Source organism: Acidimicrobiales bacterium (assembly GCA_036270875.1).
Lineage (GTDB): Bacteria > Actinomycetota > Acidimicrobiia > Acidimicrobiales > AC-9 > AC-9.
Map to the genome: position 1 here is coordinate 1 of DATBBR010000044.1, position 13,662 is coordinate 13,662.

The 13,662-nt window shown below is 70.3% G+C and carries 14 protein-coding genes; 6 read left to right on the forward strand and 8 right to left on the reverse strand.

What is annotated here, in order from left to right; translation table 11 throughout:
- On the reverse strand, positions 1-315 hold a 315-nt coding region (locus tag VH112_04810), incomplete at its 3' end, for a PPOX class F420-dependent oxidoreductase (GenBank protein HEX4539546.1).
- Positions 312-1,904, reverse strand: coding sequence for an MDR family MFS transporter (locus VH112_04815; GenBank protein HEX4539547.1), 1,593 nt, complete (start codon positions 1,902-1,904; stop codon positions 312-314). The genes VH112_04810 and VH112_04815, both read right to left, overlap by 4 nt.
- Before the next feature lie 143 nt (positions 1,905-2,047).
- Between VH112_04815 and VH112_04820 the strand changes: the two genes are divergently transcribed.
- The 3 genes from VH112_04820 (at position 2,048) to VH112_04830 (ending at position 4,555) form a co-directional block, all read left to right on the forward strand.
- Positions 2,048-2,758: a TetR/AcrR family transcriptional regulator gene (locus VH112_04820; protein HEX4539548.1), complete on the forward strand. Its 711-nt coding sequence runs from the start codon at positions 2,048-2,050 to the stop codon at positions 2,756-2,758.
- 9 nt (positions 2,759-2,767) lie between these two features.
- Complete coding sequence (locus VH112_04825; protein HEX4539549.1) at positions 2,768-3,691, forward strand: TIGR03560 family F420-dependent LLM class oxidoreductase; 924 nt, start codon at positions 2,768-2,770, stop codon at positions 3,689-3,691.
- Positions 3,692-3,838: 147 nt separating this feature from the next.
- Entirely contained in the window at positions 3,839-4,555 is a 717-nt protein-coding gene (locus VH112_04830; protein HEX4539550.1) for a hypothetical protein, read from the forward strand.
- A gap of 33 nt (positions 4,556-4,588) precedes the next feature.
- Here the strand turns inward: VH112_04830 and VH112_04835 are convergent, their stop codons facing one another.
- The 6 genes from VH112_04835 to VH112_04860 form a co-directional block, all read right to left on the reverse strand.
- Positions 4,589-5,482, reverse strand: a complete 894-nt coding sequence (locus VH112_04835) for an alpha/beta hydrolase (GenBank protein ID HEX4539551.1) — start codon at positions 5,480-5,482, stop codon at positions 4,589-4,591.
- A gap of 8 nt (positions 5,483-5,490) precedes the next feature.
- Positions 5,491-6,648 (reverse strand): thiolase domain-containing protein, encoded by a 1,158-nt coding sequence (locus VH112_04840; protein HEX4539552.1) that lies wholly within the window; start codon positions 6,646-6,648, stop codon positions 5,491-5,493.
- Positions 6,648-7,694, reverse strand: a complete 1,047-nt coding sequence (locus tag VH112_04845; GenBank protein ID HEX4539553.1) for a thiolase domain-containing protein — start codon at positions 7,692-7,694, stop codon at positions 6,648-6,650. The genes VH112_04840 and VH112_04845 overlap by 1 nt, the downstream gene beginning before the upstream one ends.
- A complete protein-coding gene (locus tag VH112_04850; protein ID HEX4539554.1) occupies positions 7,694-8,197 on the reverse strand; it encodes a Zn-ribbon domain-containing OB-fold protein in 504 nt (167 codons plus the stop codon). The genes VH112_04845 and VH112_04850 overlap by 1 nt, the downstream gene beginning before the upstream one ends.
- The gene (locus VH112_04855) at positions 8,194-8,643 is read right to left on the reverse strand and encodes an OB-fold domain-containing protein (protein ID HEX4539555.1); all 450 of its coding nucleotides are present in this window, start codon (positions 8,641-8,643) and stop codon (positions 8,194-8,196) included. The genes VH112_04850 and VH112_04855 overlap by 4 nt, the downstream gene beginning before the upstream one ends.
- A gap of 67 nt (positions 8,644-8,710) precedes the next feature.
- Positions 8,711-9,505 carry a crotonase/enoyl-CoA hydratase family protein gene (locus VH112_04860; GenBank protein ID HEX4539556.1) on the reverse strand — a complete coding sequence of 265 codons (795 nt, stop codon included), beginning with the start codon at positions 9,503-9,505 and terminating at the stop codon, positions 8,711-8,713.
- 202 nt (positions 9,506-9,707) lie between these two features.
- Here VH112_04860 and VH112_04865 point away from each other — a divergent pair, with 202 nt between their 5' ends.
- The 3 genes from VH112_04865 to VH112_04875 form a co-directional block, all read left to right on the forward strand.
- Positions 9,708-12,449: a hypothetical protein gene (locus VH112_04865; GenBank protein ID HEX4539557.1), complete on the forward strand. Its 2,742-nt coding sequence runs from the start codon at positions 9,708-9,710 to the stop codon at positions 12,447-12,449.
- A 51-nt stretch (positions 12,450-12,500) separates the two neighbouring features.
- On the forward strand, positions 12,501-12,989 hold the full coding sequence (locus tag VH112_04870; GenBank protein ID HEX4539558.1) for a hypothetical protein: 489 nt from the start codon (positions 12,501-12,503) through the stop codon (positions 12,987-12,989).
- 23 nt (positions 12,990-13,012) lie between these two features.
- The coding region (locus VH112_04875; GenBank protein ID HEX4539559.1) for a TIGR03619 family F420-dependent LLM class oxidoreductase at positions 13,013-13,662 on the forward strand (650 nt) is incomplete at its 3' end.

Sequence of the window (13,662 nt, forward strand, 5' to 3'; positions counted from 1 at the left end):
CACGAGAATGCCCTGCAGGATCGGGTACTTGCGGTCGATCAGCTTGCCTGCGGCGCGGGACTCGTCGCCGGTGAGCCGACGAGCGGTTCCCGTGATCGTGCGCCCGGTCTGCGTGCCCCGGGGAGTCGACGGGGCGACGGCCACCTTCGGCTGGCGGGCCAGGCGCCTGGCCTTGCCCGACGTGTCCCAGGTCCGAAAGTAGGCGTGCCCGTCGCCGACGGCGACGTTGACCGGCGTACCCACCGGGCTGTCGTCTCTTCGGTACGTGGTGAGCAGCACGGTCCGCTGGTCTCGAAGCTCATCTGACATCGTCATCTCGATGGCACCTCCTCGCTGATTGGCGCTGCGTGGGTCTGCGCTGCCGCGGCCCGAACCGCTGGCTGTCTCGCGTCCGACCCCTGTGGCGACTCGCCCGAGGCCGGGACCGGAGGTGGCGCCTGCGGCGCGACCCCGGTCTGCAGCGGGTGCTCGGGAAGCCACAGCACGACGATCATGGCGATGCCAGCCAATGGCGCAGCGACGAGGAACACAGTCTGCACGGCGTTGGTGATATGGGTGCGGGCGACGGCGTCGAGCGTGTGGAGCATGCCGCCCGGGGCGCTGGTTCCCACACCGGCGGCGAACACGGCACCCAGCACGGCGGCGCTGACCGCACCGCCGAGGGCCCGGAAGAAGGCCGTGGTGGCGGTGGCGATGCCGAGGCGCTGTCGGTCGACGGCGTTCTGCACGGCGACGATCAACACCTGTGTCACCATGCCGAACCCGAGACCGAACACCGCCAAACCCAAGCCGGTGGCAACCACCGACCGCTGCGGGGCGACCGCGCCCAGCAGCGCGAGCGCCGCGGTCATCAGCGCCAGCCCGGCGATCGGGAAGCGCTTGTAGCGCCCCGTCCTGGCGATGCTGCGCCCCGCGAGCGTGGTCGAGACCGTCACCCCGACCATCATGGGGACGAGCAACAGCCCGGCACTGGTCGGGCTGGCGCCCGCTGCGGCCTGAAGGAACACAGGCACGAAAACGGTGACGGCGAACAGCGATGCGGTGGCGAGGAACAAGGCGGCGCTGGCGACGGCGATCACCGGCGTGCCCAGCAGCCGCAGCGGCACGATGGGATCCGCGGCCCGCCGCTCTCGTAGGACCAGGGCACCCGACAGGACGAGCAGGGCGCCGACGAGGGCCACGATCGGGGCCGAGGCCCACGGATAGCGGCTTCCACCCCACAGACAGGTCAGCAGGAACGCGGTGGTGGCGCCCGAGAGCAGCGCGGCGCCGACGACGTCAAGCGGTTGCTGCGGACGGTCGGTGGCCGGCGCGCCGAGCCTGGTGCTGAGGGCAACGAGGGCGACGGCCCCGACCGGAACGTTGATGTAGAACACCCAGCGCCAGCTGGCGTGGTCGACCACCAGGCCGCCCAACAGAGGGCCGATGGCGGTGGCGGCCGCGAAGGTGGCGGCGATGTAGCCCTGATAGCGACCCCGTTCACGGGGCGACACCAGGTCTCCCACGGCCGCCATGGCCAGGGTCATGAGCCCACCGGCGGCCACGCCCTGGAGGCCGCGCAGGAAGATGAGCTGGGTCATGTCCTGCGCCAGCCCGCACAGCGCCGAGGCACCGACGAAGGTCGTCAGGGCGATCTGCAGGAGGCGCTTGTGCCCGTGCCGATCACCGAGCTTGCCCCACAGCGGCGTGGTGGCCGTGGCGGCCACGACGTAGACGCTGACCAGCCAGGAGACATCGCTGAGGTGGCCGAGGTCGCTGGCGATGGTCGGTAGGCCGGTCGCCAGGATGGTCTGGTCGAGGACGGCGGGGAGCATGGCGAGGACGAGGGCGATGAACGCCAGGCGCACCCCGCCCGCTGTTCCCGCCGCGCTGCCGGTCGTCCCCCGCTCGATGCCCTGTCTCATCGGTCACCTCCTGCCCGTAACCGGAGGAGTATCCTCCGATCTGCGCCCGTACCCTACCCACAAACGGAGGGATTGTCTACACATCTGACCAGAACGCCGGTGATCTGGAGCTATTCCCTCCAGATACTGGTAGCCTGGGACCAATGAGGCAGGAGGTCGAGCGGTCACCCGAGTTGGCGCCGGAGTCGGGGCCGCTGGGTGACGGTCGCCCGCTGCGGGCCGACGCCAGGCGCAATCGGGGCCAGCTTCTCGCCGCCGCCCGGGACGTGTTCGTGGAGCAAGGACCGGGGGCGCCGCTCGACGAGATCGCCCGCCGCGCCGGCGTGGGAATCGCCACTCTGTACCGGCGCTTTCCCGACCGCGAGTCCCTGATGCGCACCGTCGTGCTCGAGGTCCTGGGCCGGGTGGGCGATCAGGCTCGCCTCGCCCAAGCGGAGGAGCCTGACGCCCTCGCTGCCCTTGTCCGGTACATGCACCGGGCCCTCGATCTGCGCATCGCCGCGGTCATCCCCGCCCTGCTCGGCCAGCTCACCCTCGAGGACGAGGAGATGCTGCGGGCGCGCGACGCGGCGGCCACGCCGGTCGAGGAGCTGATCGACGCGGCCCACGCCGAGGGCAGCCTCCGTCCTGATGTGACGTTCGGCGACATCGGCCTGATGATCATCCGTCTGTCGCGGCCGCTGCCGGGGACGTTCCCGCGCCACGTCGACGAGGACCTCGCCCATCGTCATCTCGACCTGCTCGTCAGCGGGCTGGCGACGGCGGGCACGAACGCCCGGAAGCTCAGCGGTCCGCCGCTGTCCCTCGAGGACCTGCGCGCCATGCCGCCGGGAGCCAACGACTCCGAGCAGTAGCCTGAGCCGGTGCGGTTCAGCGTGTGGCCCAACCCGGAGCGCCCCTGGGCCGAGATCCTCGACCTGGTGGTGGACTGCGACCGCGCTGGTTGGCATGGCGCCTACGTCGCCGATCATTTCATGCCGAACGATCCGGACGGCCATCCCCTGCCCGGCGCCGTGCTCGAGAGCTGGGCGCTCGTGGCCGCACTCGCGTCCCGCGTCGACCGACTGCGTCTCGGAACGCTCGTGTGCGGCAATCTGTACCGCCATCCGGCCGTCGTCGCCAACGCCGCGGTGACGGTGGACCACGTGAGTGGGGGCCGGTTCGTGCTTGGCCTGGGGGCCGGTTGGCAGGTCAACGAGCACGCGGCCTACGGGATCGACCTGCTCGACGTGCCGACCCGCCTCGACAAGTTCGAGGAGGCCTGCGAGATCGTCACCTCGCTGCTGCGCAACCCGACGACGACCTTCGATGGACGTCACTACCGGCTGACGGCGGCACCATGCGAGCCCAAGCCCGTGAACGGACGGCTTCCGCTCCTCGTCGGTGGCCGTGGCGAACGGCGCACGATGCGCATCGCCGCCCGCTTCGCCGACGAGTGGAACTCCTGGGCGACGACGGAGGTGTTCCGCCACAAGTCGGCGGTGCTCGACCGTCATTGCGAGAGCATCGGCCGCGACCCTGCCACGATCGCCCGCTCGACACAGGCGCTACTCTACTTGAGCACCGACGAGAGCTGGCTGAAGCGCCATCGCGAGGGCGACTCCACTCGCCCACGCCTCGTCGGGACCCCCGCCGAGGTCGCCGATCAGGTCGGCGAGTACCAGCGGGCGGGAGTCGACGAGCTCATCATCCCGGACTGGACCATGGGTCCGGCCAGCCGCGCCCGCGACACCCTCGCGCTGTTCTGGAACGAGGTGGCCGTCCAGTTCGCGCCCTCGGCCTCCTGATGCGTGGCGCACGCCCGGCAAGGGTTGGGCCCCCACTGGGCGCCGCCCTGGCGAGGCCCCTCGGCCCGTTTGCCTGGCCGATCGCCAGGGGTGTATGACATGGCGGATGCAGGTAGAGCTGGGGAGGCGTTTATCAACGAGGCCCCAATGACCGAAGACGGGCCATCTCGAGTCCGGCTTCGCGTCGCCGCCCGCGGGTACGACAGGGACGAGGTCGACGCCCGCCTGGCGACGAATGACCGCGCGGCCGTGCAGTTCCAGGCTCGCCTCCACGAGATCGAGGCGGAGCTGACCGAGACCGACCACCGCGCCAACGCTCTCGAGGCCAAGATCGCCGAGCTCGACCACCGGGGAGCCGACGGCCCCCCGGAATCTGTCCAGTGGCTGCACGACGTCACCGAGCAGATACTCCGGGTGACGTCCGACGATGCCCACGAGCTGATGATCAAGATGGAGAACGAGGCCAAGGCGGAGAAGGTCGCGGCCGAGCAGGCTGGTGCCGAGATGCTTGCCGCGGCCGAGGCGCGGGCAGCGAAGATCCGCGAGGCGGTCAGCTTTGACCACGAGACAGCCGCCAAGATGCGGCTGGAGTCCCACCAGCAGGTCGACCTCTACCTCGACCAAGGCCGGGCTATGGCCGAGGAACGCTCCGGTGCCGTCTGGAACGACGCTCAGGCTCGCATCCAGGAGGTGAGGCTCGAGCGCGAGGGCGTCGAGGACCAGCGGCAATCGCTGCTCGAGCAGCTGAACCACGTGCGTGGGAGCGTGGAGCAGCTGGAGCGCTACCTCGGGTACGAGCGGGCGCCCGAGACGCAATCAGACGCCCAGGAGCAGTCGAACGGCGCCGAGCCTTCCTGGCCCTGAACGAGACAAGACGGGCGGGCTGGGGGTGGAGGGCTACTGGCGCTGGTCGAGGAAGCCGGCGATGATGCCGGCCAGCTCGACGGGCCGGTCACCCTGGACGCTGTGGCCTGCGCCGTCAACCACGACCACCTCGGCCGCGGGGCGGCGGCGCCGCAGCTCGGCCACGTCCTCGTCGCCCACGACACCTGAGCTGCCTCCCCGCACCAGCAGGAGCGGAACGGTGACGGACTCGAGCTCGTCCCAGAGGTTCGTCACGTCGGGCAGGACTCCGTCCGACAACGAGCCTCGCACCCGGTCGTAGCGCCACTCCCACGACCCGTCGGGAAGCTCTCGGGCGTTGTGGAGGATCCCCCGGCGCAGCGACGACACGCTCCGGGTCGGGTTGTGCTCCACGGTGCGGTCGAGGATCTCACCGAAGCTGGCGAAGCGCTCCGGGCCCGAGACGAACGCGATGATGGGCTCGGCCTTGGCCCGATCGACGCCCGGCGTGACATCGACCAGGACCAGCCGCGGGACCATCACGGGGTAGCGAGCGGCAAGGCTTATCGCCGTCAACCCGCCCAGCGACATCCCCACCACGGCCGCCGCTCGGGGCGCCAGCTCGCCCATCGCCACAGCGACGTCGTCGGCCAGCCACGCGGGCGAGTACTGGTGGTCCTCACGCCAGTCGGAGCGGCCGTGCCCCGGGAGGTCGATGGCTGCCAGCGGCCGATCCAGGGCGAGGGCGACGGTGTCCCAGGTGTGGGCATTCTGGGCACCCCCGTGCAGGAGGACGACCTCGGGGTCGCCGGTCCCCCACATCAGCGCGCTCACCTGGCGGCCGTCGGCCACCTCGACGTCGCCGCGCACGACTGCGGGGGGGCCCTTCCACTCCAGCCCCACCTCGTCGGCGTTCTCGCGGAAGAGACCCATCTCGTCGTAGGTCACGCGCCCACCTACGGTTTCGCCGCCCCCACCAACCACATGGCGAAGAACTGGGAGCCCCCGCCGTAGGCGTGTCCCAGGGCCAGCCGGGCCCCGTCGACCTGGTGCTCGCCGGCCTGGCCCCGGACCTGGAGCGCGGCTTCGGCGAAGCGGATCATCCCCGACGCCCCGATGGGGTTCGAGGAGAGCACGCCACCGGAGGGGTTGATCGGAAGGTCCCCCTGGAACGAGGTGCTGCCGTCGTCGGTCATCTTCCAGCCCTCGCCATCGGGCGCGAACCCCAGGTTCTCCATCCACATGGGCTCGTACCAGCTGAACGGGACGTAGATCTCGGCCATGTCGATCTGGCGGCGGGGCTCGGTGATCCCGGCCTGGCCGTAGAGGTCGGCGACGCAGTCCCGCCCGGCCCGGGGGTTCACGGCGTCCCTGCCCGCGAACATCGTCGGCTCGCTGCGCATGGCCGTGCCGTGGATCCAGGCCGGCGGGGTCGGCGATGCATTGCCGCCGGCCTCGTCGGTGAGCACCATGGCACACGCGCCGTCCGACGACGGGCACGTCTCGAGGTAGCGGATCGGATCCCACAGCATCGGAGACTCGGCCACCTTCTCGAAGCTGATGTCCTCGAGGTGGAGGTGGGCATACGGATTGCGGAGGGCGTTCTCCCGGTCCTTCACCCCGACCAAGATCCCGACGTGGTCGGGGGCGTTCGAGCGGCGGATGTAGGCGCGGATGAGCGGAGCGAAGTAGCCGCCGGCGCCGGCGAGGGTCGGGGGCGCGAACGGAAGCGGCCGCGACAGCGCCCACATGGCGTCGGACTCGGACTGCTTCTCGTAGGCCACGGTGAGCACCCGCCGGTGGATGCCGGCCTGGACCAGGCTGGCGGCGACCAGGGCGGTCGACCCACCGACGCTTCCCGCGGTGTGCACCCGCATCATGGGTTTGCCCACGGCGCCGAGGGCATCGGCGAGGCTCAGCTCGGGCATCATCACGCCCTCGAACATGTCCGGCGCCTTGCCGATCACCACGGCGTCGATGTCGGCCCACCCGGACCCGGCGTCCTCGAGGGCTCGGGTCGCGGCCTCGCGCAGCAGGCCCGGCATCGACACGTCACCGCGGGTCGCCGAGTACTTGGTCTGTCCGATGCCCACCACCGCGCACGTCTGCGCCATCAGCCGGCCTCCATCACGCACACGAGGTTCTGTTGCAGGCACGGACCCGAGGTGGCGTGACCAAGGGTTCGCCCGGCACTGCCATCCATGATCCGGCTGGCCGCCTCGCCGATGCGGGTGAGGCCCGCGACCATCATGGCGTTGGCAGCGAGGGCACCACCCGACGGGTTGACCGTGACCTGTGGACCGAGCCCGAGCGCCTCGCGGAGGATCAGCTCCTGGTGGGTGAACGGGGCGTGCAGCTCGGCGACGTCGACGTCGGCGGCGCCCGCCTTGCGGCCAGCCAGGGCCGTCGAGGGTGAGGTGGTCAGCTCCCGCACCCCCAGCCCGTGCGCCTCGATGCGGTGGTCCAGGCCTCGGATCCACGCCGGCCGCTCGGATACCTGGCGGGCGAGATCGCCGGCGGCGAGGATCACGGCGGCGGCGCCGTCCGACAACGGCGGGCAGTCGTGGCGCCGCAGGGGAGAGACCAGATACGGCTCCTTCAGCAGGGTGCCGGGATCGCCGTCGCCCGACAGCTGGGCCATCGGGTTGGTCTTGGCGTCCCGGCGGCTGCGCGCGGCCACATCGGCCATCTCGGACTCGTCGTGGCCCGACTCCAGCCAGGCCCGGGCCTGGAGGGCGGCCACGCTGACCGAGTCGGGCCACAAGGGGGCGGCGCAGTAGGGATCGAGCTGCAGCACCAGGATGTCGCGCAGGGGGCCGAGTGACGACTTGCCGAAGGAGTAGACGAGCGCCGAGTCGACGTCGCCGTGCTGGAGGCGCACCCACGCCTCGTACAGGGCCCACGCCCCGTCCATCTCCACGTGCGACTCCTGGATCGGCGGCCAAGCTCCCACCGCATCGAGACCGGTGACGAAGGAGAAGGGCGCGCCGACCAGGTAGTCACAGCTGCCCGACACGGTGAAGCCGATCTCCTTGCGGGGGATGCCCGAGCCCTCGATGGCCTCGGAGATCACCGGCATGAGCATCTCGACCTCGTTGCGGGTGTCCTGGCTGCGCGTGTTGGGCAGCTGGGCGAACGACACCACGGCGACGTCGCGCATCACACGTACGCCTTGTAGGTCTCGTAGTCCGCGTCGGGCTCACCCGTGGGACGGAAGTACGTGATGCTCTCCAACGTCGGCTTTCGCTCCTCCGGTGGAGCCCACACGGCTTCCACCCGCATGCCCATGTGGACCTGGTCGGCCTCGACCTCCTGGAGGAGGTGCATGAGGCCGATGTCAGCCCCGTCCAGCAGGATCGTCGCCGAGACGTACGGGATCTTGATCTTCTGCCCGTAGAACGGGACGTTGACGACGCAGAACGTCGTCACCGTCCCCCGGTCGGCCACCTCCACCTCCTCCTTGGTCGGCACGCCGTCGGCCGCGCAGGCGCCGCGCGGCGACACGTAGACCTTGCCGCACTGCGGGCAGCGCTGGCCGAGGATCTTCCCCTCGACGAGATGACGCAGGAACCGCGACTGCGCGGCGCCGGCCGTGAACCGGTATTCGAGGTGGACCGGAGCCCGGATGCTGCGCACCGGCTCGACGGTATCGGTGTCGCTCATTGTCCCTCCTCGGGCACGAAGCAGGCGATGTCCTGGATCTCACCGGCCCGCTCGTCTCGCCACTGGACCCGCACCCGCATGCCGGTGGCCATCCGGGCCTCGTCGCCGGCGTCCACCGCGTGGAGCAGGGCGGTGTCAGCGCCGTCCAGCCTGATGAGCGCCCAGGCAAAGGGCCGGGCCAGCGGCTGGTTGGCGCGGGGCTCGCTGACCCACGCCCAGGTCGTCACGACACCGGCCTGGCCCACCTCGACGAACTCGTCGAGGGCCTCACTCGTGACGGGGTCGTACTCGGCCGGGGGCACGAGCACCCGCCCGTCCTGGGCCCGCACGCCCTCGATGCGGCCGTCGCGCAGGCCGGTCATGAAGCGACCGAGGACTGGTCCGACGGTGCGGGTGTATGGATACTCGAGGATGTTGGGAGCTACGAGGACGTCCGTGTCAGCCATCGGTCCCCTTCTTTGTCGTCCTGACGATGTATCAGATCACGTTCCTGTCGCGCCGCGCAATCGGGACTCACCGCCTTCGGAAGTTGGGCGGGCGCTTCTCGGCGAAGGCCCGCGGCCCTTCCTTGGCGTCCTCGGTGCCGAACACCGGCCAGCCGATCTCGAGCTCGATCTTGAGCGCCTCGTCCTCGGGGAGCCCCTCGGTCTCCCGCACGGAGCGTTTGATCGCCTCGACGGCGAGGGGTCCGTTCTCGCCGATGAGCGCGGCGATCCGCTTGGCCTCGTCGAGGGCTTGGCCATCGGGCACGACGCGACCGACGAGGCCGATGCGATGGGCTTCCCGGGCGCTCACCGCTCGACCGGTCAGCAGTATCTCCATGGCCACCGTGTAGGGGATCTGCCGGGGCAGGCGAACGGTGGAGCCCCCCAACGGGAACAGGCCCCGGCGGGCCTCGAACACGCCGAAGGTCGCGCCCTCGGCGGCGACCCGGATGTCGGTGGCCTGGAGGATCTCGGTCCCTCCGGCGACCGCGTAGCCCTCCACCGCGGCGATGAGGGGCTTCTTGACGTGGTAGTGACGCAGCAACGCCTTCCAGTGGAGGTCGGGGTCGGCCTCCATGCGGTCCCGGTAGGCGTCACCTTGGGAGCCGCCCATGGCCTTGAGGTCGGCGCCGGCACAGAAGGTGCCGCCGGCGCCGGTCAGGATGGCGCAGCGGACATCGTCATCACCGTCGATCTCGGCCCAGGCGTCGGCCATGCCGACCAGCATCGGCAGGCTGAACGCGTTCCTGGCCTCGGGCCGGTTCATGGTCACGATCACGGTGGGGCCGTCGCGCTCCACCGTCAGGTGCTCGGTGCCTGCCACGTGTCCTCCTCGCTCGCCCGGGCGCGCCTGGCCCGGTAGAACAGATTCTAGTTCTGGCGGAGAGGCCGCCAAATCGTTCCCGTCTTTCCTCCGCAAGCTCAGGCGGCATTTGCCGTTAACCTCCCACGGGCGACGAAGGCGAGGCGTGTCGATGCACCGGAGGTCTCGGGCGGGCAGACGACTGAGTTGTCTGGCGAGCGCCGTGGCGGCGGCCTCGCTGGCAGGCTTCGTGGTCGGCTTCAGCAGTTCCTCGCCTGCGGGTGGGCAGACGCGTCCGGGTACTGCGGCCGCGCTGTCGGGACCGGGCGGGGGCTCGTCGCCCAAGCCGGCATCGGTCGTGTCCTCTCCGCAGTTCGGCGCGCCCGACCAGACCGACGTGTTCCGGGTGGCGAGCGACGGTTCGGTCCAGGTCTCCTGGGTGCAGCGGGCAGGTCGCTGGAACGGACCGCTCGCCATCAGTCAGCCAGGATTCGCTCCGCCAGGTGCCGCTCTGGCCGTCTCCCCGCAATTCGGCATCCCGAACCAGACCGACGTGTTCGTTGTGGCCGACAATGGCACGGCCCAGGTGCTCTGGGTCCAGGGCGCCGGCCGGTGGAACGGACCGCTGACGATCTCGGCCGCCGGCCTCGCTCCGCCGGGGGCGGGGTTGGCGGCGTCGCCCCAGTTCGGCGTGCCCGACCAGACCGACGTGTTCGTGGTGGCCAATTCCGGCGCCGCTCAGGTGCTCTGGGTGCAGGGAGCCGGACGGTGGAACGGCCCGCTGGCGATCTCGCCGGGCAGCATCGCCCCGGCCGGAGCGGGGTTGGCGGCATCGCCCCAGTTCGGGGTGCCCGGCCAGACGGATCTGTTCTTCGTCGGCACCAGCGGGACGACACAGGTGCTCTGGGTGCAGGGCGCCGGCCGGTGGAACGGACCGCTGACGATCTCGCTAGGCGGGCAGGCTCCGCCGGGCGCGGGGTTGGCGGCGTCGCCTCAGCTCGGCGTGCCCGACCAGACCGACGTGTTCGTGGTGGCCGGCACGGGCGCAACAGAAGTGTTCTGGGTGCAAGCAACAGGGCAGTGGAACGGACCGATGACGATCTCGCCGACGCACCTGGCCCCACCGGGCGCAGCGCTGGCGGTGTCGCCGCAGCTCGGTGTGGCCGACCAGACCGACGTTTTCGTCGTGGCCCAGGATGGCGCCGCGCAGGTACTCTGGGTGTCGGGCGCGGGTCGCTGGAGCGGTCCGCTCGCGGTCTCCCCGGCCGTCGAGGCCCTTCCCGGCGGGGGGTTGGCGGCATCGCCGCAGTTCGGCGTGCCCGGCCAGACCGACCTGTGGGCGTCGGGCAAGAACGGGTTCATCAACGTGTCCTGGGTCGAGAGCGGCGGTCGTTGGCTCGGACCTCTGGCTCTTCCGAGTGAGATACCGGTCGACGGGCCGTTCGTGAGCCCCGGCCAGCTGAGCGCGGTGAACCTCGGCCCCCTCGACCACCTGGCGTGCAACAACACCGGCGCCCAGCCGGTCGCCGCGTCGCCCGCGCCCACCCAGGCACCCACTTCCCCGGCGCCAGGTGCCACGCCGCCTCCCATCCAGAACTTCGCCGGTCTGGCCCGAACCCAGAGCGCCAACCTGGCGGAGGGCGCGGCCGACACCAACGGCGCCGCTGGGCCGGATCGCTACGTGCAGATGATCAATCAGGCAGTAGAGGTCTTCATGAAAGACGGCACGCCGCTGTGCAACCCCCCGCCCGGCAACGGCGCCTTCTGGGAAGGAACCTCGTGCGGCACCGGGCGCGACAGCGACGGTGTCGTCCTCTACGACCGTCACGCCGGCCGGTGGTTCGCGAGTCGCTTCCAGCAGCTGAACGGGACGTGGTACCAGTGCGTCGCCGTGTCAAAGTCCACGGATCCGCTGGGCGGGTACTACCGCTACCGGTTCCAGGTCAGCAGCGACCAGTTCCCGTGGTTCAACGACTACCCCAAGTTCGGGATATCGCCTGACGCCTATTACCTGACGGCCGACGCCAACAAGATCTTCCGGGGCAGCGGCACGGGGATCTACGTCGTGTCGTTCGACCGCAACCGGATGCTCCAGGGTCAGGACGCCGGCGAGGTCGAGTTCTTCGTGCCTCGCCAGACCGGTCCCACGGGCGTCTCGGAGCTGTCGATGATGCAGCCTGCGAACTGGGACGGGGACGTGTCGCCGCCGACTGGCGCGCCCGAATATCTCGCCCAGGCTCGCGACGACAACGAGGGCTGGCCCAGCGACCGGGTGGCGATCTGGGGCCTGCAAGCCAACTGGACGCAGCCCAGCAGCTCGACCCTCGCCCTCACCGACCTGCTCACGCCCGAGAGCTTCAACTCGGATGTGTGTGGCCACCAGCTGTGCATCGTCCAGCCGAACCCGGACAACCACTCGAGCCCCCACCTCGACTCCCTGGCCTACGGTTACCTCGGCTTCCGGCTCGTCTACCGCAACTTCGGGGATCACGCCTCGCTGTTGCTGAACCAGACGGTGGCGACACCCGACAACGTGAACAGAAGCGGCATCCGGTGGTACGAGCTCCGCAAGACTGCTTTCAGCAATTGGTCCATCTTCCAACAGGGCACCTACGCTCCGCCGACTGACAACAACGACCGGTGGCTCGGGAGCATGGCCATGGACGGGCAAGGCGACATCGCCCTTGGCTTCGATGTCTCGGGATCGCAGGTCCACCCGTCGGTTGCCTACGCAGCCCGGACACCATCGGATCCGCCCGGCATGCTCAGAACAGAGGTCGTGCTCGCCGGCGGCGCCGGCTCCCAGATGGACAACGGCTTCTTCGGCGACTACAGCCAGATGGCGGTCGATCCGCAGGACGACTGCACCTTCTGGGTCACGAACGAGTACTACACGAGCCAGACCAACGGCAACAACCACGACTTCGACACGAGAATCGGGTCGTTCCGCTTCCCGACGTGCTGACTGCAGCGCCCCGAGGCGGCGCCTGAGCCGACGCTGGGCTAGCTTGCCTCGATGGCCGAGGATCCCGAGCAGCCACGCTTGGCGTTCGTCCACCGCGACGATGTGCCCTGGACCGAGGTGGTCGCCCAGCAGCACGGCGGCCGGCGGGTCTCGGTGCACGAGAAGTTCCTCGAGTGGACGCCGGAGCGGATGGTCGTCCTGGGCCGCTACGACCCGGGGATGGTCGTCGAGCGCCACGGTCACGCCAGCGACAACCTGGTGTACATCCTCGAGGGTGAGCTCACGGTGGGCGATCGAATCTGTCCACCCGGGACGCTGATCGTCCTGGAGCGGGGCGCCGCCTTCGGACCGCTGGTCGCCGGCAAGAAGGGCGCGCTGCTGTTCGAGACGTGGGCGGGCGACGTCACGCCGGTCCCAGCCGACAAGGCCGGCTACCACCGGCTCCTGGAGGAGCGCGGCATCACCCGGCTCCCTAATCCCAGCTTCGCTCCCCCGCCCGGCGTCGCGGAAGGTCTGGGGAGCGGCGACCGCTGGTCCTGACGAGTCCTGAGGAGGCCTCGAGCATGTCGGTGTCGATCGTTCCCCCCGGCCGCCTGGTGTACGGAATGCAGCTGCAGGTGCAGGCCAAGAGCAAGACGTTCGCCGAGGAGTGGGAGCTCGCGGCCGGGCGCGACGAGCTCGAGGCGATCGTTCGCAAGGCCGACGAGACCGGCTTCTTCTATGTCGGGGTGTGCGACCACGTCGCCGTTCCTCGGCCCTTCGACGAGCACATGCGCACGACGTGGTACGACACGGTCGCCACCCTGGGCTGGATCGCGGCGTTGACCCGCAACGTGCGCATCCTTTCGCACATCTACGTGCTCGCGTACCGCCATCCACTGCTCACGGCCAAGGCGTTCATGACCCTCGACGAGCTCTCGGGCGGTCGGGCGGTGCTCGGGGTCGGCACCGGCCATCTCGAGGGCGAGTTCAGCGCCCTGGGCGTGGACTTCCAACAGCGGGGGCGGCGCACGGACGACGCCATCGACGTCGTACGGGCCGCACTCACCGAGGAGTATCCCGACGTGGACACCGACACGTGGTCTGTCCACGACGTCGGACTGGCGCCGCGCCCGCGCCAGGCCCAGGTGCCGATCTGGGTCGGCGGGTCCTCGCGTGCGGCCCTGCGGCGAGCCGCCGAGCGGGGCGACGGGTGGCTCCCACAAGGCACGCC

What these genes read in the sequence shown, in the direction of transcription:
- VH112_04815 (HEX4539547.1), bottom strand. Translation starts at nt 1,904, where the DNA reads ATGAGACAGGGCATCGAGCGGGGGACGACCGGCAGCGCGGCGGGAACA.
- VH112_04820 (HEX4539548.1), top strand. Translation starts at nt 2,048, where the DNA reads ATGAGGCAGGAGGTCGAGCGGTCACCCGAGTTGGCGCCGGAGTCGGGG.
- VH112_04830 (HEX4539550.1), top strand. Translation starts at nt 3,839, where the DNA reads ATGACCGAAGACGGGCCATCTCGAGTCCGGCTTCGCGTCGCCGCCCGC.
- VH112_04840 (HEX4539552.1), bottom strand. Translation starts at nt 6,648, where the DNA reads ATGGCGCAGACGTGCGCGGTGGTGGGCATCGGACAGACCAAGTACTCG.
- VH112_04845 (HEX4539553.1), bottom strand. Translation starts at nt 7,694, where the DNA reads ATGCGCGACGTCGCCGTGGTGTCGTTCGCCCAGCTGCCCAACACGCGC.
- VH112_04850 (HEX4539554.1), bottom strand. Translation starts at nt 8,197, where the DNA reads ATGAGCGACACCGATACCGTCGAGCCGGTGCGCAGCATCCGGGCTCCG.
- VH112_04855 (HEX4539555.1), bottom strand. Translation starts at nt 8,643, where the DNA reads ATGGCTGACACGGACGTCCTCGTAGCTCCCAACATCCTCGAGTATCCA.
- VH112_04870 (HEX4539558.1), top strand. Translation starts at nt 12,501, where the DNA reads ATGGCCGAGGATCCCGAGCAGCCACGCTTGGCGTTCGTCCACCGCGAC.